Raw genomic sequence first — 22,066 nt, 5'->3', positions numbered from 1 at the left:
GCCTCCTTGGTTGATGGTCAGCGCGCACCGCGCTCATAGGGAATACCGAGGGCTGCCGGCAGGCCGGCGCGACGCCCAAACAGGACGAGCATCGCCATCACGGCCAGGAACGGCAGCATCTGGATAACGTCGGTCGGAATGCGGATGCCCGCCACCTGCGCGGCCGTCGTCATGGAGAGACAGCCGCCAAAGATCAGCGCGCCGACGAGCACCCAGACAGGACGGCCTCTCGCCAGCATCGCCAGCACGATGCCGAGGAAACCCGCGCCGTTGGTGATGAAGGGGATAAAGAGCCCCGCGCCGACATTGGCAAGGTAGGCGCCGCCTATACCCGCCATGCCGCCGGTGAAAAGCACAGCCACCGTGCGGGTGCGGATCACGTCGATGCCAGCCACGTCGAGTGCAGCGGGCTTGTCGCCTGCCGCCTGTAGGTTCAACCCGAACTGCGTGCGCTTGTAGACCCAGATCATCACCCCGACCATTGCGACCGCGAGATAGACGATCAGGTGATGCCTGAACAATGCCGGCCCCAAGACCGGAATATCAGACAGCAGCGGGATGGGCGTCACCTCGGCCGCTGGCAGGCGCGGATAGCTGCGCGAGAACTGGAAATGGTGCAGAAGCGCGGTCAACCCCTCCAGCCCGAGCGTCAGCGCGATACCGATCACGATCTGGTTCAAACCGAACCGTACGCATAGGAGCGCCATCAGCGTGGCCACGGCCATGCCGCCTGCTGCGCCGGCAATGAAACCGATCCAGAAAGACCCGGAATAGTAGGCTCCTACAAACCCGATATAGGCGCCGGTGATCATCATGCCTTCTATGCCAATGTTGAGCACACCGGCTTTTTCAGACATCTGCTCACCAAGGCCGGCAAGAAGAAGCGGTATCGCAGCCGTCACGGCGCCGAAGAGCAGTGCCGTCAAAAAGGTGTCGCTGAAAAACCCGCCCATCGTTCAAACCTTCCGCGCCTGATTGAGCCGATGGCCCAGATATTCCGCAACCGCCAAGGTGATCAGCACAATCGAGATGAGGACCATGGTGAAATGCTGAGGAACACCGAGCCGGCGGGCCGCACTCTCTCCGCCGATGGACAATACGGACAGCAGGAAGACGAAGCCAATGGCGGCGAAGCCGTTCATGCGTGCCAGAAAGACGACGGGGATGACGGCCAGACCGTAGGCCGGATTCCAGTCGGCGCGAACATTTCCCTGGATGCCGATGATGTCGATCGCGCCACCCATGCCGATCAGCCCCGCCGAAATGGCGAAGACCGCAACGGTCAGCACAGGCACATTGAGGCCGGCATGGATCGCGGCGCGCGGATTGGCCCCGACGGTTCTAAGCTTCAAGCCGAAGGCTGTGCGCGTCATGACCAGATGAACGACAACGATGGCGACCAGCCCGAAAATGAGTCCGCTGGTGATGGTCGTTTCAAAAAGCCTTGGCAGCCGGTCGCCCACCGCCAGCGTACGCGTCTGCGGCACGGTGGTGCTGGGGTCCAGGAATGCGAGCTTCACAAGCACATTGGCGAGAGAGACGCCGAGAAACGACATCATCAGCGTGGTGATGATCTCATTGATGCCCTGATACGCGCGCAGCAGCGCCGGGACCAACGACCAGACCATGGCGACAACAGTTGCGATAAGGAAAGCCAGAAGCAGCGCGAGCCAGCTCGGCAGCGTCTGGACCAGCAGCGGCGCACTTGCCGCCGCCGCCACCGCCCCCAACAGGAATTGGCCGTCGCCACCCAAATTCCACATGCCGGCGCGGAAGGCGACGATGAGCCCGGCGGCTATGAAGAGAAGCGGCGCCATGCGTGTCAGCGTCTGCTGCAGGCCGAGCGGCGACAGAAGCCCTCGTTCCACAACAAACCCATAATAGGCCAGCGGATTGACTCCCACCGCCAGCAGAACGCAACCAGCAAGCACCAGCGAGACGATGATAGGCCCAAGTGCAATGGCGAGACGGCGGCCGAATTTGCCGGCCGATGCGTCAGGTGCTGTGGCACGTACGGGGGCGGCATCGGCGCTCATGCCGCAAGTCCGATCATGAGGCGGCCCACCCGTTCCCCGGCGCCATCGCCGTTCGAAACGATGCCCACGAGGCGCCCTTGGGAAATGACGGCGATACGGTGGCACATGCTGAGCAATTCCTCCAGGTCTGTCGAGATCAGGAGCACGGCAAGCCCCTGCCCGGCAATGTCTCGGACGCGCTGGCGCGTCGCCAGCGTATTTGCGAGGTCCAGGCCGTAGGTCGGTTTGTTGAAGATCACCGCGCGGGCACCGTCCGCCAGTTCGCGGGCGATCAACACTTTCTGGATGTTACCGCCGGAAAGCCGGCCAACCGGCGTCGAGATGCCCGGCGTACGGACATCGTAGCGGCGCGTCAGTTCGCTGGCGCGCGCATCTATCTCTCGGGTTCGCTCCATGCCGGAACGCCACAGCGGCGGTTCGCCGATCTGCTTAAGAAAATAATTGATCGAGACGGGAAAGGTGCCGACCGTGCCTTCGCCGAGCCGGTCATCAGTGAGGTAGCGCAACCCTTGCCGGCGGCGTCCGCCAACATCCAGGCCATCGAGCGCCTTTCCAGCGAGCAGCACATTGCCGCTGTCCGCCGGTCGTTGTCCGGCAAGCGCTTCAGCGAGTTGCTTCTGGCCGTTACCGTCGATGCCGGCGATGCCGAGGATTTCGCCGTGCCCGATCGCAAACGAAATCCTGTCGAGCCCGGGCGCATCGGACGTCTCCGCCACGCAGAGCTCGCGCACCTCCAGCAAGGCGTCATCATTGGCGGCACGCGGCGGGATGGAAATCACATCGGCACCGGCTTGCCGACCGAACATCATAGCCACGATCTCATCGACCAGGGCTGCTCGTTCTAGCATACGAAGGCGCTCCGACGTGATCTCGCCAACCTTGCGGCCAAGCTTGAGCACCGAGACGCGGTCGCCGAAGTCGGCCGCTTCGCCCAATTTGTGCGTGATGAAGACGACGGCAAGCCCGCGTTCGACCAGCCGCCGCATAAGTGCGCCGAGTTCCGCGATGCCCTTGGGTGTCAGCATCGAGGTCGCCTCGTCGAGGATCAGCAGGCGACTGTCGCGCAACAGCGCGCGTACGATCTCCACTTGTTGCTGCTCGCCAAGCGACAGTTCGGAAACCCTCGCACCCAGATTGATCTCGATCCCGAGCGGACGAGCGATTTCTGCGACACGCGCCTTGAGTTCAGCGATCCTCGGCCGTTGCCACCAGCGGCCGCCAAGGGCGAGGTTCTCGGCAACCGTCAGCGTCGGCACGAGCATATTGTGCTGGAAGACCGTACCGATGCCGAGAGACAGCGCGTGGCTGGGCGAGCGGATCGGCATCTCCACACCGTCGATAAGGATGCGGCCGTCATCGGGCTGTTGGAGGCCAGACAACATGCTGATCAGCGTGGACTTCCCCGCGCCGTTCTCTCCGAGCAGGACGTGGACCTCCCCTGCCCGGATTTCGAGGTCGACCCTATCGTTGGCAACGATACCGGGGAACCGCTTCGTAACGCCCTCGAGAGACACGATAGCCGGCCCTGCCTGCGTCTGCTCCGTCATTGATTCCACCATAAGTTTCAACTGCGTCGAATTGCGAAGGGGGCTTCACGGCCCCCTTCGCCAGGTGACTCACGCCTACTTTGGCGCGTCGGAGACGTCGGTCATCAGCGCGCGGACAGCGGTCGCTTCGAAGACCGGCTCGACCTTGATCTCGCCTGAAATCATCTGATCGCGGACCTTCTGTACCTCGCCCCAGACATTGTCCGGGATCTGGTCGGTCTTCAGCAGCTTCACAGAGTCGTCGGCAAGCCCGATGGCGTAGCGCTTGGTGCCAAAGGTGTCGTCCTTCAGATCCTTGATCATGGCAGAGTAGACCGGAGTGATGTCCCAGACGACGGAGCTCAAAAGGAAACCCTTGCCGACAGAGGTCTTGTCGCCGATCACGTCGATGAACAGGACTTTGCCGCCATCGGCTGCCTTGGCGGTTTCGACCGCCTGCAACATGCCGAAGCTCGAGCCGTTGCCCTGACCGAAGATGATGTCGGCGCCTGCGCCGATGACGCTTTCGGTGACGCGTCGACCGCCAGCCGCGTCGCTGTAGGCGGCGGGTCCGATCACCGCATAGGTGATCTTCACCTCAGGGTTTTCGGCCTTGACCCCTTCAGCGAAGCCGGCCGACTGCGAGTTCCACGAGGGCGGCTCGCCCGACACGACGATGCCGACATGCTTGGAGCGGCTCATCTTGGCCGCCAGGCGCCCTGCGAGATAAGCGCCCTCATGGCCGCTCAGCGTATAGTCGGCCACGAGGCCGGCTTTCAGGGCCTGGGGTGAATCGACGATGGCAACCGGCACCTTCGTCTCCTCGGCAATTTCCGGCGCGGAGGTCGCGTAGCCGCTGGCATGTGCGATGATCAAGCTGGCGCCATCGGCTGCGATTTCGCGCAGCGCCGGGCGTACATCGCCGTAGCCGAGGCCGGAGGCGACGATGACCTCGATGCCGGCCGCGGCAGCAGCAGCCTTGGCCGCATCGACGCCCTGCTGGTTCCAGCCGAAGTCGGTGCCCTCCTCAGGTGTCATGATGGCGATCGACTTTACTTCGGCCGCGAGCGCGGCTCCCGCCATAAATGTCGCCGCGAGCGCGGCAAGCATGCTTCGTTTAATCAAACCTGTCATTTTATTCTCCCGTTACTTGACTGTTCCCGATAGAAGATCACATATATACTGTATTATTATTCAGCGCGAACTATCAGTGGATTCATTTTTCTATGAGATCATCCCTCCTTTGTCCTGCCGCCTTGTTCCTGGCGCTTACTGCCCCCGCGATTGCAGGGAAGACCGTCGAACTCGACGGTCTGTCCGCCGTTCCGGTCGAAATACGCAACTCGGGGGCCGCGCCAATTCTGTGTCAGGCGGAGATCGCCCATTGGTTCTCTACGGATCTGGCAAGAATAGCGCCCGGCGAGAGTGCCGAACTCGACCTGCGCTTCAACCTGCGGAGCGGAACCTGGGCGGCGATGAATGCGCATGGTGAAGCCCTTCCGCTGGAGCGGGCGTGGTGCGGCGTGGAGGGCCGCACCTATGAGACGCGTTGGGACCTCAGCCTCGCCCGCACCCGTCCGATGGCTCAACAGCTCGACTGCCGCGCTGAGGAAACCGGGCTGGACTGCCGTTGAGCCGGAGCGGGTGAGCGCGGTCACTGTTTGGCCTTTGCGTCGACGAGCGCGCGCAGCCGATCGTACTCGGCCTGAACGGCGGGGTCAGCGGCCAAAAGCTCGGCGGCGAGCTTCGAGAAGTCCGCCTCCATCTTGGCCTGGTCCTCAGGCGACAGCTCGTTGACCTTGCCACCATTGTCGGACCAAACCTTGTAGGTCTTTTCGACATTCTCGACGCCCCAGGGGAAAACCTGCTCCTCGGCGGCGCGACCGGCCTCGACAATGGCAGCCTTGACCTCGTCGGTTTGTGCCTGGAACCAATCCTCGTTGACGACAGTCACGGAAACGATTTCCGCAAAGCGCAGATCGAGAATGTTCTTGCCGACATCGTAATATTTGAACGCCGTCAGGATCGGCATGCCCACCAGCATGCCGTCCAGGCCGCCGGATTCAAGCTGCGGTATCACCTCGGTCAGCGCCAGCGGCAGCGGCGTGGCACCCAGCAGTTCCATCGGCTTGATCTGCAGCGGCGAAGCGAAGGTGCGGATTTTGAGACCGCGCAGACCATCGAGCGTAGTGACGTCCTTCTTAGTGAACACCACGGTGGGGCTGTTGTAGATCGCGCCGATCACCCGAAGCCCCTTGTCGAGAAACATTTCCTCGAGATGCTTGCGGTATTCCGGATTATGGATCGCGGCGTGCACGTCTTCCGGCGTTTTGAAAAGGCCGGGAACGTCGAAAGCCTGGAAGCGCGGATCGACGTTGGTCATGAAGGAGGTTGGCGTCGTAAAGGCCTCGATGGTGCCCAGCAATACGCCTTCGGCCATGCGCGGAATCGCGCCGAGCTGGCTGGCTGGGTAGATCTCGGTCTTCACGGCGTCGCCGACGCGGGCCTGCAGTTCTTTCGCAAAGACTTTCTGCCATTCGTGCTGAACGTCGTTGATCGTAGCCGAGGCGAGCTTCATCGTCGTTTGCGCCTGCGCCGCGGCCAGCGGCGTCAATGCGATGGCGGTGGTCAACGCGGCGGCTTTGAGAAGTTTCAAAAGCATCGAATTCCCCTTTTTAAAGTTGTGAACCAAGCATGAGCGACAACGCCGGGACGTAGGTGATGATGAGCAGAGCCAGCACGAGAACGACAACGAAGGGTCCTACTCCGCGATAGAGCGAGTGCGCAGGAAGGCCGGTGACGGACTGCGCCACGAAGATGTTGAGGCCGAAGGGTGGCGTGAACATGCCGATGGCAAGGTTGATCGTCATGACGATGCCGAAATGAATAGGGTCGATCCCCAGCGCGATTGCCATGGGCACCAAAAGCGGCGCAAAGACCAGGATGGCAGAGGTCGGGTCGAGGAAGCAGCCGATCACCAGAAGCCCCACATTGACGGCAAGCAGGAACGTCAGCGCACTGAGTTGAAGCGCATTGATCCAGGCAATGATCGCCTGCGGCACGCCTTGGGTGGTCAGCATCCAGGTGATGACGCTGGCCGCCGCGACGATGATCATGATCTGGCCGGACAGGATAGCTGCGTTGCCAGCGGCGCGAATGACGTCGCGCACCGACATCGTCCGATAGATGAACAGCGCCACCACGATGGCGTAGACGCAGGCGAACCCGCCCGCCTCGGTTGGGGAGAACAGGCCGTTATAGATCCCGCCGAGCACAAAGATCGGCATCAACAGCGCCCAGAATGCCTCTTTCGTCGCTTGCCAGGCAAGCCTCGGCTCAAAGCGGCCCTCGCTGGGAATCCCGTTGCGCACAGCGACGATGACGACGAATCCCGCCATCATGCCAGCCATGAGCAGCCCCGGCAGAATACCGGCCATGAACAGCTTGGGAATCGATTGTTCTGCCGCCAGTCCATAGAGGATCATCGCGATGCTGGGTGGGATGACGATGTCGATGGCGCCGCTGGATGCGAGCAGACCGCCGGCACGCTCCTTGCCGTAGCCGGAGGCAACCAGTTTCGGATAGAGCGTCTTGCCGAGAGCGGCGACGGCGGCCACGCTCGATCCGCTGATGGCGCCAATTGCCGTTGAGGCGGCGACAGTAGCGACCCCAAGGCTGCCCGGAACACGACCCACCATCGCCATTGCCCAGTTGATCAACCGGTGGGCGATGCCGCTGGTGCTCATCAGTTCGCCGGCAAAGACGAAAAAGGGGATCGCCAGCAGCGCATAATTATCCAGCCCACCGAAAAGCACCTGCTGCAGGGCCACTGGCGGCAAAGGCATGACGAACATCATCGTGACCACTACCGCGGTCAGGAACACCAGAAAGACGGGCGTTCCGGCAGCCAGCAGCAGCAGCGGGAGAACAGCGAGCGACCAGATCATGGCCGCACCTCGGCATGCGGGGCGTTGCGGACCAGCGCAAGAACGTCGCGGACGAGCATGACGGCACCGGTGAGAGTCAGACCGGCAAAACCGACCAGCAAGGCCGCGTGTGGAATGGTCATTGGGAGCTCGAGCCCCATGCTGGTGACGCCGAGCCTCGAAATGCGGCCGATGAACAGCCAGGATGCGTAGGTAGCATAGCCACAGGCAACGACCGCAGCGACGTCGTGAATGATGTGCAGAAAATGGCGCACCCGCCCCTTTGCGTACAACGGCAACAGGTTGACGTTGATGTGAGAGCGCAGGAAGAGCGAGACGATGGCCGAGACCATGACAGCCCATATCACGACATAGACCATTAACTCGTCGGCGCCGACCGGCGAGATGCCGAACAGATAGCGGCTGACCGCGTTGACGAAATTGACAACGACGACGAACAGCAGCGTGACGCCGAGCAAGGTGTGCAGCGCGCCCATCGCTGAGCCTGCGAAACCTGATCCCGCAGGGGTACCCCCAGGCTGTTTCACCGTTCGGCTTTCAGTCGTCGCCATGATCTCAATCGGTCCCTTCGAGGATGCGTCGGATCGCGACCAGCTTACGGGCGCGTTCGCGCTGAAGTTCGACAATGCGCTCAGGCGTATAGGAGTAGATGCCCTCACCGGACTTGATGCCGAGGGTGCCGGCTGCGATCTTCTTGCCCACCATCGGGGCAACGTCCTTGCGATCCGCCAGGTCCGAATTCAGAAAGGTCGAGACCGAGTTGTAGATATCGAGCCCGGCCATATCGAGCAGTGCCATCGGCCCGACGACGGCGAGCTTGTAGCCTATCCCCCAGGACACGCAGGTGTCGATATCCTCGGGCTCGATGACGCCGCGCTCCACGAGATCCACCACCTCGCGCAAAAGGGCATAGAGCACCCTGTTCTCGACAAAACCCGGAACGTCCTTTTTGACCACCACAGGCAGGAGCCCAAGCGAACGGATCAGTTCGCGGATGGTCTGGACTGTCTCATCGGCGGTCTGCTCGCCGGCGATGACCTCGATCATCGGAATGATGTGCGGCGGGTTCGACCAGTGCATCCCGACGAAGCGCGCGGGGTTGGAGATGTGCGCCTGCAACTGCGTGATCGGAATACCCGACGTGTCGGAAGCAACGATCGTATCCGGTGCTACGAGACCGTCGATCAGACGATAGACCTCTGCTTTGACCGAGATGTTTTCGGGAACGTTTTCGATGACGAGGTCGGCTCCGGAGATGGCATCGGCGATGTCGTTGGTGAAGCGAACCGTCCCACTGCCCGTCGATGGCGCCGCAATGCCGAGGGAGTCGAGAACGGTCTCCGCCACGCCCAGCATGGACTGAGCGCGCTCGATCGCAGGTGGGGCGACGTCGTAGGCGCTGACTTGCATTCCGGCTCTTGCAAGCCGGGCAGCCATGCCGGGGCCCATCGTACCCATACCGATAATGGCGATGCGCTGGATCATCACGCTGCTTGGCTCCTTCTGGACGCTGCAATCAGGTCGGCAGCCTTTTCGGCGATCATGATGACCGCCGCGTTGATATTGCCGCAAACCAGGTCGGGCATGACGGAGGCATCGACAACCCGCAGGCCGGCGACGCCCCGAACCCGCAATTCCGGATCGACGACCGAGGCGTCGTCGCTGCCCATCCGGCACGTGCCGGCAGGGTGATGCACCGTGATCGATGTCCGGCGGATGTGTTCGTCGATCTCCTCGTCGCTCTGGCACTTCGGACCTGGGAAGAATTCGGCCTCGATGAAGGGCCGCATCGCGGTCTGCGAAGCCAGATCCCGCGCGACGCGGAAGCCGGCGCGCAGCGATTCCCAATCCTTGGGCGACGCCAGGAAATTCTGGTGGATCAGAGGGGCAACCACAGGGTCTGCCGATGCCAGTTTTACCGACCCCCGGCTCTCCGGCTGGGTCGCTACGATCCTGGTCGCAAAACCATCTTTGAACGGCGCTTTGAATGGCTCGAAATATGGCCATGCCGCAAGCGGAGCCGCGGTGAACAAAAGCTGCACGTCCGGCAGCGGACGCTCCGGTCCGCTCTTGAGGAAGGCGACCACGCCGCCGGGCACGTCGCCGGAAAAGCCCTTTCCGGTGAGATAGGTTTTTGCGAAATCAAGCCCGATCCTGTCTGCCCGCATCATCCGCAGGAACGGCCCCGGCTCGCGGCGGCGATACATCAGGATCACAGAGACATGGTCCTGTAGGTTCTTGCCGACCGCCGGCAGGCTGACCAGCGTCTGTATGCCCTGCACGGCCAACTCGTCGGGTGCGCCGACGCCCGAAAGCATCAGCAGTTGCGGCGTGTTGATGACGCCGCCGGCAAGCAGCACTTCCCGCCGGGCGGTGACGGTGCGTCCGGCTCCTCGATGATTGATGGTGACGCCGGTAGCGCGCGCGCCCTCCATCACGATCTTCGTCGCCATGGCTTCGGTCAAGACGGTCAGGTTTGGCCGCTTCAGTGCAGGCCGGAGATAGGCGGAGGCGGTCGAAGAGCGGCGACCTTTCGCGATCGTCATCTGGAGGCGACCGAAACCCTCCTGCCGTTCGCCATTGTAATCTTCCGTCTGCGCATAACCTGCCTGCCTGCTGGCCTCGGCGAACGCATCGATCAGCGTGTCCTTGTAGCGGCAGAACTGGGTGCTGACCGGACCGGAACCGCCGCGGTAGTGGCTCTCGCCGCCTTCCCAGCTCTCCTGCTTGCGAAAATAGGGCAGGACCTTCTCATAAGACCAGTCGCTCAAGCCGTTGGCTGCCCAACGGTCATAGTCGCCGCGATTGCCCCGGACATAGGCCATGGCGTTGGTCGATGACGATCCGCCGATGACCTTGCCGCGCGCGCACTCGACGCTGCGGCCACCGACATTGTCTTCAGGCTCGCAGAAATACATCCAGTCGTGGCGGCGCCCGGTAAGGATTTTGCCCCAGCCGAGCGGGATATGGATCATCGGATCGCGATCCCAGCCGCCAGCCTCGAGCAGGAGCACCGAACAGCGCGGATCGGCGCTCAGCCGGTTGGCCAGCACACAACCGGCCGATCCGGCCCCAACGATGACGTAGTCGTAACTTTCCGCATGCGGCATGATACGTTTCGTCGCTTTCACCTGACGCCGAAGCGCCTGGAACCTTTGAGATTCAAGCTGGGAAACCCGGAAAAGACCGGATATCCCGGCAGACGTCACCAATCGGCAGGCCCTAGGCCAGCCCGGCTTGCCTGAGCCGCTGGGACCAGTGATCCCATCCACGGTCGATCTGTTTGCCGACGAGCTGTCCCGCCGTCTTCACCTCGCCCGGAGACAGATAGTTGACCTTGCCTATCTGCAGGCCGGCCGTGAGCGCCTTGGCTTCCTGCTCGAGATAGAAAGCCCGGAACACCACCTCGCGGACAGAGTTGCCGACATTCACCACACCGTGGCGCGCCATGAGGACAACGGTCTGGTCGCCCAGGCTTTCGGCAATATCGGCGCAAACGCTGGGGCTGCCGCCGAAAAGGTCGGTCTCGTCGCCCAGTTTGTCGCGGATCTCGTAGACGGGCACAGCCTCGCCCATGAACGCGCCCATATGCGTGACCGGGCGCAGCGGCGTATCGGTGAAGCAATAGGGCAGCACCGCAGGCGAATGGCTGTGCAGCACGCATTGCACGTCGGGCCGCGCCTTGTAGATTTCACTGTGGATGTAGCGTTCCAGATAGGACGGCCGGTTGTCGGTCGTCTCGCCGTCGAGGTTGAAGCGCACCATGTCGTCGGCGGTAATCAGGGCTGGGGCAAGCTTCTGGGCCAGGAAAAAGCTGCTGGGATCCTCTGGATCGCGCGCGCTGATGTGCCCGAACGTATCCAGAATACCCTCGTTCAGCAGGATCTTCGTGGCTGTCGCCAGCTCTTCAAAGACAGTCTGGCGGGCGGAACTGTTCTCATTCACTCTCAAAGTCTCCCATTATGCGGCGAAGGCGATCGTATTTATTGTTGTTATCGACCGCCGACGCCGGACTTTCACTTATTCTCGTAGATGCCGACGATCCGATTTTGCTCGATGATGTTGCCGGCATATTTTTCGAGGAATTCCTCGCGCGTCGGCGTTCCCTCGACATTCGTGTCGAGCGCATAGACCCAGAAATAATAGTGATGATCGCCATGGCCGGCGGGCGGCTGAGGTCCGTAATACTGCATGCCGCCAGCACCGTTGGGACCGACCCGGAATTTTTCCTGCGCGTCGGACAGGTCGGTTGTCTTGGGGTCGATGCCATAGACGGTCCAGTGCGTGAAGCCGTTGGCGAGGGGAGCGTCGGGATCGTGGCAGATGACCGCCAGTTCTTTCGCTTCCGCGGGAACGCCGCTGACCGTCAGCTTGGGCAATACGTTGCCCTTGTCGCCGGCGTGTTCGTCGCGCAGCCGTCCGAGCGGCTCGAAATCCGTAGAGGAAATCTTGAGGTCCTTGATGTTCAACGGCATGTAACGCGTCCTTTCACAAATTTCATTCGAACAAGCTGGCCGATTTAAGGTCGGCCACGGTCTTGCCGCCAACGCGCTGGTGCACGCGACCGCCCGAGGCGACGCCGACGCAGATCAGCAGTTCGTCCGGGCGCGGCCCATCCGGCACACAGAAAGTGACCGCATCGTAGTGGGAGCGGATGTAGAGTTCATCCTTGTGAGCAAGCGGGATGTCGATCGACGTGCCTGCGGAAGCAACCTTGCTGGCCGATGAAATCCAGGCTTCACCACCACCCACCTGCTCTCGTAGAGGGTCTCCGAACACCGTCGTGACACACGCTACGACATGCTCCTGTTCGCCGGAGGTTCCGGCGATGCCGCCCTTGCCATAGCTTTCGACAGGTCTGCCGCCGAGAAGGGCGGCTGCCCTCGCGCCGAGGGCATGGCCGATGGACGCACTCGGCTTCGTTAGCTCGGACAAGTCCTCCACGAACTTCCCGGCAAAGGGATTGCGGATGATCACACCCACGGCCGCCTTGACGAGTATCTCGCCCGGTTTGCCGCCATCATGCCGGATCTCGTGGACGGCGGAATACCAGCCACGCACCTCGTAGTGTTTTTCGACTTCGGCCTGGTAATCCATGCTTATCTCCCAAGGAGAGCGCGGCTTGCTTGCGCGCTTGTTGAGTTGTTGACCGGATCGCCGGAATTCACTGCGGCCATGAGAACACACGGCGCAGCGGATCGTAGCGAGCTGCTTCCAGAGCCGCCGGCGTGAACATGTTGCCCTTCGAGAGCGAGCGGTTGGCGGCGTAGTCGCCCGAAATGGCCTGGCAGCGATCGGTGATGGGACGGATGCGCTGCTCCCAGGCGGTCAGAGCGTCCTCGACCGATGAGTTTTCCGCGAGGTCCTGAGACAGGCTGAAGGCATTGACCATAGAGCAGCCCGCGCCCTGCGCGAGAGCGGGGCACATGGCATGAGCCGCATCGCCGACCAGCGCGACCTTGCCGCGGGTCCAGCTATCCAGCTTGGTCGTCTCGTATTTGTCGTAGCGGGCCGTTTTCAGCTTGGCCGCCTCGATCAGGCACGGCTCCAGAAAAGGGAACATCTCGACCCAGACTTCGAGGTCGATCGGAACTGCCGAGCCGCGCGGATCGGCAGCCGGCGCCATCAGGCCGAGATAGAGTTCGTCCTTGTTGCAGGGGGAATAGAGGATGCGCTGTACACGCGGCCAATGGTTCCACATGTCGATAGTGTTGTCCCACTCGCCATGTCCGAGTTCCTTCTTCATGCGCGGCACGATCAGCCGGATGATGCCATCGGTGGAGATCCAGCGATCCTGCTTGAAGCCAAGCGAATCCCTGACCTTGGAGCCGACGCCATCGGCGCCGACGATCAGATCAGCTTCAAGAACCTCGCCGGTCTGCAGCGTCAGTTTGCCATCAGCTTCGGCGGCGACCGCCTCGGAACCGGTGCGGATTTCGACGCCGACGGCGTGGGCGCGATTGACCAGCGCATTGTGCAGATGGCGCCGGGTCATGATGCGCCACGGCAGGCCGTTGAAGGTTTCCTTCGAGACAGATTTGTTGTGCATCCAGGTCTCGTAGGTCGGCGGCGTGTGCGACCCTTCGAGAACCTCATCGAGTGCACCCAAACCTTCGAGCACGCGCAGCCCATTATACCAGAGGTAAATGCCCGCCCCGAACGCCCGCAGTTCCGGGCCCTTCTCGTGCAGCCGGACATCCCAGCCGGCCTGCCTGAGCGCGATGGCAGCCGTCAGCCCGGCAAATCCGCCGCCAGCGACCTCGGCGCGTCGCGCTTTTCCGGAAGTTGCATTTACGTTGGCCATATTCTGAATCCTGCTGCGTACGAAATGATGACGGTTTTGGGCCTTCAGGCGTCGATGAAATTCACGATGGCTCTCAGGGTGATCTCTGGAGCCACCTCGTTGACGTAGTGGTCGGCGCCCGGAACGACGACGACCGGCAGGTCAGGACGCAGCTGACTTGTCTTTGCCAGTGCCGCCGCGGAGACCAGTTTGCTTTCCTGGCCGCGAACGATGAGAACAGGCCTGGTCACTTCCCGGTATGCGGGCGTCAGGTCGGCACGAAGGCCCTTGGCCGTCTGCGCCATGGCCTCGGGCGAAGCCAGTGGACGCAACCCGCCATCGACCCGTTCATAGCCGCTTTCGGCTCTGATCTTGATGGCATCGACGGGAATGTTCGGATAGCGGCCGGCCAGGTATGTTTCCACAGCCTTCACATCGGGAAAAAGCTGATTTCCCGCATTCACTCTGGCTTCCAGCGCGTCGAACACTTCGGTCTCGATATACGGCGTGAAGTCCATTGCGACCACCGAGCGTACCAGCTCCGGATACCGAGCCGCTGCTGTAACCGAGTTCCTCGAACCGAGCGAATGGCCAACAAGTATGGCTGGACCTCGATCCAAAGTCCTGATCAACGCTGCGATATCGTCGGCGTAGTCACTCGCCTCGTAGCCGCTTCCAGGCTTGTCGCTGAGGCCATGCCCCCGCTGATCTACTGCAATGGTCGTAAAGCGGCTGGAAAGCTTCGCCATCATCGGGGTGAAGACCGCCGAGTTGGCTGTGATGCCATGGAAAAACAGCATCAGCGGGCCGCTGCCGGTTTCACGCACATTCAAGTCGATGCGACCCGTTGAAATGCGCCGCGAAATCCGGTGGTCGGAAGGAATGTCTGCCGCCATGTTGTGATCCTCGCTGCCGCCTCTCTCACGCAAGAGGAACACAAAACGAAGGGGGACGTCAACACCGATTGTCTGACATTCTTGCAATCTTGATAATTGACAATCCAGTTATTCTTGCTGTCCTATTTCAGTGTCGTCGCATATGATGCGTCAGCAGCGACCCGAGCCCATGAGACGTACCGGATGCCCACAAATCTGAATTTGCGGATTTCGCCACGAACGGTTCAGCAGGAGACAGTGGACAAGCTGCGGCTCGCCATCTTCTCCGGGCTGTTCCAGCCGGGCAGCCGTCTTATCGAAAGTCAGCTGTGCACGCAGCTCGGCATCAGCCGCCCTTCTCTGAGGGAGGCGTTGCGCAGTCTCGAGGCCGAGCGCCTGATCGAGATCGTGCCCAATCGCGGGCCTTCGATCCCGGCGCTGACATGGGAAAAGGCCACCGCCATCTACGAGGTCCGAGAACTGCTCGAAGTCGAGGCGGCGGGACGCTGTGCGTCGAGAATTCGGCCGGAACAAGTGCTTGAGCTGGAAAAATCTCTCTCCGCATTCGAAGAGGCGGCGTCCAGCAATGACAGCCTTGCGCAGGTCATGACGGCCGCGGACTTCTATTCGATCATCCTCGCCAATTGCGGCAATCCTGTCCTCGAAGAAGTCCATCGCGGCTTGGTGGCCAGGATCAGCTTCTTTCGAGGACGTTCGATGTCACTGGAAGGCCGAGCGCAAAGCAGTCTGGCGGAGATGAGGGAGATATTTGAATCCATCGCCGCTGGTGACGAAAAAGCCGCCCGCAAAGCTTCGAAAAAGCATCTTTTGAAAGCAAAGGCGGCCGCCAAGCTATCCATGGACGGCGCGGTTTAAGCGCCGAGATACCGGTCGAATCCGCTATTGGCCATAGGGAATGTTGATGACTGTTGAGCGCAAACCAAATGCCGATATCATTATCGTCGGCGGCGGCTCGGCTGGCGCGTTGCTTGCCGCGCGACTGAGCGAAGAGCCTGACCGCCGCGTTTTGGTGATCGAGGCTGGCGAGGAACCAACAGATCCCGATATCTGGACTCCCGCTGCCTGGCCGGCACTTCAAGGCCGCAGCTACGATTGGGACTATCAGACAGAGCCTCAGGCCGGGACCGCGGGTCGTATTCATCGCTGGGCGCGCGGAAAGGTCATTGGCGGTTCAAGCTGCCTTCACGCAATGGGTTACATGCGAGGCCACCCGTCCGATTTTCAGCCATGGGCCGATGCAACTGGCGATTCCCGATGGAGTTGGGCTGAACTTTTACCTATTTTCCAGGCTATCGAGAACCACCCGCTCGGCGGCGACGGCTTACACGGCAAGGATGGGCCGTTGCCCGTCTATATGCCGGACGATGAGGTAAGTGCGGTTGCGCGCGCGTTCATCGAGGCCGGCGCATCGCTAGGTCTGCCTCGCATTCGCGGCCACAACAGCGGCGAGATGATCGGCGTTACCCCGAACTCCCTGAACATTCGCAACGGGCGGCGGGTCACGGCGGCGGATGCCTGGCTCACGCCTGACGTGCGAGCCCGCGAAAACCTGACCATTCTCACGGGAGCCCAGGTTCGCCGGTTGACTTTGGACGGAAATCGGGTGCGCAGCCTTGAGGTCGAGGGGCGAAAGGGTCCGATCGAGGTCTGTGCCGACGAGATTATACTGTGCGCCGGGGCGCTCGAAAGCCCGGCGCTGCTGATGCGCTCAGGCATAGGGCCGCAGGATATCCTCGATGCGGCCGGCGTGAATTGCCTGGTCGATATGCCGGACATCGGCCGCAACCTTCAGGACCATCTGCTGGGCGCAGGCAACCTTTATGCGGCTCGCAAACATGTGCCTCCCTCGCGCCTCCAGCATTCCGAATCGATGGCCTATATGCGGGCAAGCGACTTCACCGGCACAGGGCGGCCGGACATCGTCGTCGGCTGCGGCGTCGCGCCGATCGTATCCGAAAGCTTCAACGCCCCTGCCCCCGGCACGGCCTATTCGCTGCTGTTCGGTATCACCCATCCGACGAGCCGTGGCAGCGTGCGCATTACGGGACCGGAGCTTGGAGATCCATTGCTCATAGATCCTGCCTATCTGCAGACCGATCACGACCGCGAATTGTTTCGCCAGGCACTGGAGGCCGCGCGCAGCATGGGTCATCACCAAGAACTGGCAGAGTGGCGAGAAGCCGAACTTCTACCCGGCCCCTTGAAAACCAATGCCGAGATCGACGACTTCATCGCGCAGGCTGTTATTACGCATCATCACCCATCCGGCACCTGCCGAATGAGCAAGGATGCGGACGCCCCTATCGATGCTGATCTGCGGCTTAAAGCGCTGGACAATCTGTTCGTCGTCGACGCTTCCGTCATGCCCAGTCTTACCGCAGGACCGATTCACGCTGCTGTTTTGGCGATTGCCGAGACGTTTGCTCGAACCATGAATTCAAGACGTTGATACCCGCGTCAAGAGACGAACCACGACGCTTTGGACATGGCACGCCATCTCGATGCGATGCGAGCTAGCGAGCGCTGCGCCACACCGTGCGGTTCAGCATTCGCTCGCCAGCTTGATCTGAATGACCGATTGACGGCGTTTGATCGGTCATTTTCTTCGACGCAAGGGGCGGGCCGGTATCGCCGGGTTAGATCGGATAATGCCCCGGCAACGTTTCGATGGTGATCCAGCGCAACTCGGTAAACTCCGCGATGCCGGCCTGGCCACCGAACCGGCCGTAGCCGGAGCCCTTGACGCCCCCAAACGGCATCTGCGCCTCGTCGTGAACGGTTGGGCCGTTGATATGGCAGATGCCGGATTTGATACGGCGGGCGACACGCAGGCCGCGCGCCGCATCGCCGGTAAACACCGAAGCGGAAAGGCCGTATTCGCTGTCATTGGCCAATTCGATAGCGTGATCCTCGTCGCGGGCACGGATCACCGCGACCACCGGGCCGAAACTTTCCTCGCTGTAAAGGCGCATGTCTTTCGTCACGCCATCGACGACGGTGGCAGACATCAGAACGCCCTCGGCGGTTCCGCCGGTGGCCAGCTTTGCCCCCTTGGAGACGGCATCGTTGACCAGCGTTTTCACCTTTTCCACGGTTTCCGTGCCGATCACAGCACCGAGCGGCGATTTGCCTTCCGCGGGGTTGCCAGCAAACAGGGTGGCTGCCTTGGCGCGGAATTTTTCCACGAAAGCATCGGCGATGGCCTCGACGACGATGATCCGCTCCGTCGACATGCAAATCTGGCCCTGGTTGAAGAAGGCCCCGAAAGCGGCGGCGGCCACGGCTTCATCGAGATTGGCATCGTCCAGAACGAGGAACGGCGCCTTGCCCCCAAGTTCCAGCAGGACCGGTTTCAGATGTTCCGCCGCCCGCCGTGCGACCATCTTGCCAACGCTTGTCGACCCGGTGAAATTGATCCGGCGCACGTCAGCGTGATCGATCAGCGCGTTCACCACTTCGGCGGCATCTTCCGGCGCGTTGGTGACGACGTTGACGACGCCATCGGGGAAACCAGCCGACTGGAAGCATTCAACGATCAGGCTGTGCAACGCCGGGCATTTTTCCGAGGCCTTGAGCACAACGGTGTTGCCGCAGGCAAGCGCGGTGGCAATGGCGCGCACGCCAAGGATGATCGGCGCATTCCACGGTGCGATGCCGACGCAGACGCCTGCGGGCTCGCGGACCGACATCGCATGGCAACCCGGCTTGTCGGATGGTATAACCTCGCCCTTGATCTGCGTCGTCAGCGACGCAGCTTCGCCGATCATGCCCGTTGCAAGCATGACGTTGAAGCCGGCCCAGCTTGCCGTCGCACCGGTTTCGGCCTGCATGACAGCGATGAGTTCGTCTTTTTTCGCGGCCAGCGCCTGAGCGGCCTTCATCAACAGCTGCCGCCGGGCGCCCGGGCCGGTTTCCGACCATGCCGGGAAGGCTGCCGCAGCCTTGTCGGCAGCTGCGATGGCGTCGGCAGCCTTTCCCGCCTGCGCGGTGCTAGCGACCTCACCAGACATTGGGTTGAGTCGCACGAATTGGCCGGAGATGCCGGCGTTGGATACAGTCTGCTGCAAGGAATCCTCCATTTTCTTTCAATCTACGAATTTCTGCGCAGCACTGAAACCGACCATTCGACGCAGCGAGAACACATTGTCGTCAACCTCGCCCAAAATGCTGACGTTGCCCGCTTGCGGGGCAGTATGTTCAGTTTTCGAATAGAACGAACGCGGCCCAGACAAGCGGGTCCTTGGCCGTTTCGATCTTTCCGTCGATCGCTTCTCTTCGCGTGATGCGCAAAGCCTCGGCATAGGTCGCGCCCGCCTTGAGATGTTCATAGTAGCGTGTCATGAAATCGGCGGTTCCCTCGTCGGCGACCGGCCAAAGGGTGAGCAGCGCGCGTCGCGCGCCAGCCAGGCTTGCTGCCATTGGAAGCCCCCGCACGCCACCAATGAAGGCTTCGTCGCCACGACCGGTTTCACAGGCGGACAGGACCAGGAGGTCAAGGCCCGCCAGGTTCCAACCCATCAGTTCGAAGGCGTAGAGGCGCCCGTCGCTTTCGTCGCGGCGCATGGCATGGGTATCGCCCGACCGGGCCAGGATAATCTCGCTCTGCCACATCGTATCGACATTGCTCGCCCCGCCATTTTGTGGGCTGCCATAAGCACCGTGGGTGGCCAAATGCGCGACGGACGCGCCTTCAAGCCGCTTGCGCAGATCCGGCTCGAGCACATCGTCGCCGGTTATGGTCTCGATCTTGAGCTGCCCTTCGGCGAGCACGCCAGCAATCTCCTTAACCTCGCGCAGGGTGCCGGGAAGCGGTGTTGCACCGGCTTCCTTCCCATTCGTATAGTCGATACCGCCGGCAAGCACCACGCGCCCCTCGATAGGCAGTTTGCCGCCGTCCAAGGCTCGATACAGCGCTTCCGGCTCCGTCAGCGTCCGCAACGTGTAACGCTCTTCCAGGAGCTTGCCGCTGGAATCCTGCAGCAATGAGAAAGGCAGCGCGAAAAGCGGACCGTCCGGGACGATGAAAAGCGTTTCGGCACCGGCAAGGTCTTTCTCTACCGGCGCGATCAGTCGGTCGTGGAGCGTGGCAAATGCTTTTCTGCCGCCCTCGCCAAGGCCAGTTTCCTCATCTTCATCTCGTGCCGGCGCATCCATCGCCTCAGCTATATCGCCATCGATCTTTAGCAGGCGGTTGGGATCGCCGAGCATTTTCAGGGTGGGCGCCTCCCCTTTGCGCCAGACGATGGCGTAAAGCCTGGTGTCCTCCATAGGATCGTCACCGCTGCGATCAACCGGCCATTTGCGGGTGGTGAAATACTGGACCAGCGCCTGATCACCTGCCAAAAGGTCCGCCGGCGTAGGCAAGGGCTGGTTCATCAATGTTTCGCGATCGAGTTGATAGCGGCCGGCGACTTGCTGGTGAAGTTGCCGTTCCAGCACCTTGCTTTCCTCAAGATACTTATAGGCAAGGTCCTGCTCCACATCGGCAGCGAAGGTTTCCTGTGCAATGCGGCCAAGCCTTCGAACGCGATCCAGCAGTCGAGCGGTGCCCGTATCCGCTGGATCGATGAAGCGCTGCAGCCTCAAAACATTGTCGGCATCGTCCGTAGCCAGGGACGGCCAGCGCCGCGCCGCATCGATGAAGCCTGGCACCATCGCGGCGTCGCTTTCGGCAAGAAGCGCGTAGTCGTAGAGCAGTCCATCGGCCATGGCGCGGATCGCATCGCCGACATCGCGACCTGCGACCACTGCAACCTGCAGATTGACCCATTTCAGCATGTCGCGGTCGACGCCAGCCATCTCCTTGGCCGCAGTGGCGCTATCGGTTTTGGCCTTCGCCTTGGCGATAGCAATGCGACCTGCGAAGGCCAGGGGGTGGCCCATGCTCATTTCGTCGGCGGCTATACTGAATGCCTGTTGCAAATGCTTGATCTGGCGTTGGGCATCGCCCTTCCCGGCATCGTAATCTGCAAGCAGATAGGCCGCCTTCATGCTGAGAATGGCGGGGTAATTGCCATCGGTGATGAGGGCCTCCATCCGGCCAATCGCTTCGCTGTCCAGCGGCTTCACGCCGGAAACGAGATCGGTATAGTCGACCCAGGCTTCCATGCTGCCAATCGTCGCCTCGTCGCCGATCTGCGTGGCAATCGACAGACACTGGTCGAAATAGCGTCGGGCTTCTCCATAATCGCCGAGATCGAGATAATTCAGCGCCGTGTTGTTGACGCTGACGAGCGTGTTGAAGTGATCTAGCCCGTAGTGGTTCCTGCGCTTTTCGAGAATGGCGAGATCATAGTCCAGGGCGCGCCTTGGCGAACCCAGCCCACGCAGCATATCCGCCAGATTGTTGGCGATCCGCCAGGTAACGGTATTGTCTTCGCCCAGCGTCTTCAGCGCCACCTCGTAGTTGCGCTTCTCTACGTCGAAGGCCGTTCCATATTGGCCGATGCCCGACAGAGCCGAGGCAAGCTTGTCGGTGGCATGGATCAATTCGGCTGATTCCCTGCCATAATACTTATCGTAGAGATTGGTAGCCATCGAATAGAGCGGTACGAAATGCTGCTGCGGATCGGGCACCAAGGTGCGAAATTCGGCATAAGCAAGATAGAAATCCGCCAGTTCCTTGACATCGGCGTTGATGGCATCGGCTTGCAGTGCCTGATCGAACAGAATGGCAGCACCGTCGTTGAGACCGTTCTGCATGAAGGCCCGCACTGCCTCGGTGTATAGCCTCAGCGTCAACGCGTGCAGCTTGGTGGCTGCGGCCTCTGCCAATGCCTGTCTGAGCCGGGTGAAGCCGTCGCCGGTGCGTCCGCTTTCGAGCTGGTTATAAGCGGTGCGGATCTGGGCTTCGATGTGCTCTTCGCTGTTCTTGCCGTGGGCCCTGGCAGCGCGCTCCTCATAGACAGCTGCAAGTTCATCCTGTTTGTCGGTCTCGCCGAGCTTGCCTTTGGCTTCCATCAGAACTGCAACGAGCTGGCTGCCGCGAGTCTCTTCGACCGCATCCAGAAGGGCGAGCAATTCCTGCAGGCGCGGATAGTAATCAGCGCTCACTCCGGCCGCGTCGCCCATCTGTATGGCATAGGTCGCGGCTGAGACAAGATAGCTGGCGGAGAGCCAGACCTCTCCATCGGCCTTGAACTTCGCGCTCGCTTCCTCCGCCATGCGTCGCGCCCCCGCGGCGTCTCCCCCGGCAGACAGCGCCTTCATCTTTGGCGCGATGGAATCGGATTGGGCGATGGCGGCTTTGGATGGCGCTTGGGCGAAAGCGGGTATTGCGATGAAGAAGAAGGCCACGGCGGGCAGGATGGAAAGGAAGAATCGTAAGAAGTGCAGCATAAAACTCTTGTAGTCCAAATCTAAAAAGACTGAGTGACAC

General features: G+C 61.5%; 19 protein-coding genes. 3 read left to right on the top strand and 16 right to left on the bottom strand.

All coding sequences use genetic code 11. From position 1 onward, the window contains the following. Nucleotides 1-17: 17 nt before the first annotated feature. The 4 genes from ICI42_RS11415 to ICI42_RS11400 form a co-directional block, all read right to left on the bottom strand. Nucleotides 18-953, bottom strand: a complete 936-nt coding sequence (locus ICI42_RS11415) for a putative B6 ABC transporter permease subunit 1 (RefSeq protein WP_188164696.1) — start codon at nucleotides 951-953, stop codon at nucleotides 18-20. 3 nt (nucleotides 954-956) lie between these two features. Next, complete coding sequence (locus tag ICI42_RS11410; protein ID WP_188164695.1) at nucleotides 957-2,036, bottom strand: putative B6 ABC transporter permease subunit 2; 1,080 nt, start codon at nucleotides 2,034-2,036, stop codon at nucleotides 957-959. Beyond that, complete coding sequence (locus ICI42_RS11405; RefSeq protein WP_188164694.1) at nucleotides 2,033-3,583, bottom strand: putative B6 ABC transporter ATP-binding protein; 1,551 nt, start codon at nucleotides 3,581-3,583, stop codon at nucleotides 2,033-2,035. The genes ICI42_RS11410 and ICI42_RS11405 overlap by 4 nt, the downstream gene beginning before the upstream one ends. A gap of 75 nt (nucleotides 3,584-3,658) precedes the next feature. Continuing rightward, nucleotides 3,659-4,696 (bottom strand): putative B6 ABC transporter substrate-binding protein, encoded by a 1,038-nt coding sequence (locus ICI42_RS11400; RefSeq protein WP_188164693.1) that lies wholly within the window; start codon nucleotides 4,694-4,696, stop codon nucleotides 3,659-3,661. Between the two features lie 92 nt (nucleotides 4,697-4,788). Here ICI42_RS11400 and ICI42_RS11395 point away from each other — a divergent pair, with 92 nt between their 5' ends. Next, nucleotides 4,789-5,196, top strand: a complete 408-nt coding sequence (locus ICI42_RS11395; protein WP_188164692.1) for a fimbrial biogenesis chaperone — start codon at nucleotides 4,789-4,791, stop codon at nucleotides 5,194-5,196. Between the two features lie 20 nt (nucleotides 5,197-5,216). Here ICI42_RS11395 and ICI42_RS11390 read toward each other — a convergent pair whose 3' ends face one another. The 10 genes from ICI42_RS11390 to ICI42_RS11345 form a co-directional block, all read right to left on the bottom strand. Further along, nucleotides 5,217-6,224: a TRAP transporter substrate-binding protein gene (locus ICI42_RS11390; protein ID WP_188164691.1), complete on the bottom strand. Its 1,008-nt coding sequence runs from the start codon at nucleotides 6,222-6,224 to the stop codon at nucleotides 5,217-5,219. 13 nt (nucleotides 6,225-6,237) lie between these two features. Continuing rightward, entirely contained in the window at nucleotides 6,238-7,509 is a 1,272-nt protein-coding gene (locus tag ICI42_RS11385) for a TRAP transporter large permease (RefSeq protein ID WP_188164690.1), read from the bottom strand. Beyond that, nucleotides 7,506-8,060, bottom strand: coding sequence for a TRAP transporter small permease (locus ICI42_RS11380; RefSeq protein ID WP_188164689.1), 555 nt, complete (start codon nucleotides 8,058-8,060; stop codon nucleotides 7,506-7,508). The genes ICI42_RS11385 and ICI42_RS11380 overlap by 4 nt, the downstream gene beginning before the upstream one ends. Before the next feature lie 4 nt (nucleotides 8,061-8,064). Then, nucleotides 8,065-8,994 (bottom strand): 5-formyl-3-hydroxy-2-methylpyridine 4-carboxylate 5-dehydrogenase, encoded by a 930-nt coding sequence (fhmpcd1, locus tag ICI42_RS11375; RefSeq protein ID WP_188165055.1) that lies wholly within the window; start codon nucleotides 8,992-8,994, stop codon nucleotides 8,065-8,067. Then, complete coding sequence (locus ICI42_RS11370; RefSeq protein WP_188164688.1) at nucleotides 8,994-10,619, bottom strand: GMC family oxidoreductase; 1,626 nt, start codon at nucleotides 10,617-10,619, stop codon at nucleotides 8,994-8,996. The genes fhmpcd1 and ICI42_RS11370 overlap by 1 nt, the downstream gene beginning before the upstream one ends. Nucleotides 10,620-10,731: 112 nt before the next feature. Further along, a complete protein-coding gene (locus tag ICI42_RS11365) occupies nucleotides 10,732-11,454 on the bottom strand; it encodes a class II aldolase/adducin family protein (protein ID WP_188164687.1) in 723 nt (240 codons plus the stop codon). Between the two features lie 71 nt (nucleotides 11,455-11,525). Beyond that, the gene (locus ICI42_RS11360; RefSeq protein WP_188164686.1) at nucleotides 11,526-11,984 is read right to left on the bottom strand and encodes a YbhB/YbcL family Raf kinase inhibitor-like protein; all 459 of its coding nucleotides are present in this window, start codon (nucleotides 11,982-11,984) and stop codon (nucleotides 11,526-11,528) included. A 22-nt stretch (nucleotides 11,985-12,006) separates the two neighbouring features. After that, complete coding sequence (locus ICI42_RS11355; protein ID WP_188164685.1) at nucleotides 12,007-12,606, bottom strand: amino acid synthesis family protein; 600 nt, start codon at nucleotides 12,604-12,606, stop codon at nucleotides 12,007-12,009. Between the two features lie 67 nt (nucleotides 12,607-12,673). Beyond that, on the bottom strand, nucleotides 12,674-13,813 hold the full coding sequence (locus tag ICI42_RS11350; protein ID WP_188164684.1) for an FAD-dependent oxidoreductase: 1,140 nt from the start codon (nucleotides 13,811-13,813) through the stop codon (nucleotides 12,674-12,676). A 44-nt stretch (nucleotides 13,814-13,857) separates the two neighbouring features. Further along, nucleotides 13,858-14,688 (bottom strand): alpha/beta fold hydrolase, encoded by an 831-nt coding sequence (locus tag ICI42_RS11345; protein WP_188164683.1) that lies wholly within the window; start codon nucleotides 14,686-14,688, stop codon nucleotides 13,858-13,860. A gap of 114 nt (nucleotides 14,689-14,802) precedes the next feature. On the opposite strand from ICI42_RS11345, the gene ICI42_RS11340 reads away from it, so the two are divergent. Together ICI42_RS11340 and ICI42_RS11335 are read left to right on the top strand one after the other, a co-directional pair. Further along, nucleotides 14,803-15,543, top strand: a complete 741-nt coding sequence (locus ICI42_RS11340; RefSeq protein WP_230980287.1) for a GntR family transcriptional regulator — start codon at nucleotides 14,803-14,805, stop codon at nucleotides 15,541-15,543. A 46-nt stretch (nucleotides 15,544-15,589) separates the two neighbouring features. Further along, nucleotides 15,590-17,137 carry a GMC family oxidoreductase gene (locus ICI42_RS11335; protein ID WP_230980286.1) on the top strand — a complete coding sequence of 516 codons (1,548 nt, stop codon included), beginning with the start codon at nucleotides 15,590-15,592 and terminating at the stop codon, nucleotides 17,135-17,137. 187 nt (nucleotides 17,138-17,324) lie between these two features. Here the strand turns inward: ICI42_RS11335 and ICI42_RS11330 are convergent, their stop codons facing one another. Both ICI42_RS11330 and ICI42_RS11325 read right to left on the bottom strand, forming a co-directional pair. Further along, nucleotides 17,325-18,767: an aldehyde dehydrogenase gene (locus ICI42_RS11330; protein ID WP_188164681.1), complete on the bottom strand. Its 1,443-nt coding sequence runs from the start codon at nucleotides 18,765-18,767 to the stop codon at nucleotides 17,325-17,327. Nucleotides 18,768-18,885: 118 nt separating this feature from the next. After that, nucleotides 18,886-22,026 carry a CHAT domain-containing tetratricopeptide repeat protein gene (locus tag ICI42_RS11325; protein WP_188164680.1) on the bottom strand — a complete coding sequence of 1,047 codons (3,141 nt, stop codon included), beginning with the start codon at nucleotides 22,024-22,026 and terminating at the stop codon, nucleotides 18,886-18,888. Nucleotides 22,027-22,066 lie beyond the last annotated feature (40 nt).

The sequence above is a fragment of the Oryzicola mucosus genome (assembly GCF_014534685.1).
GTDB lineage: Bacteria > Pseudomonadota > Alphaproteobacteria > Rhizobiales > Rhizobiaceae > Oryzicola > Oryzicola mucosus.
Note: the sequence above shows the minus strand (reverse complement) of the source record. Positions and strands in the feature narration are given on the sequence as shown.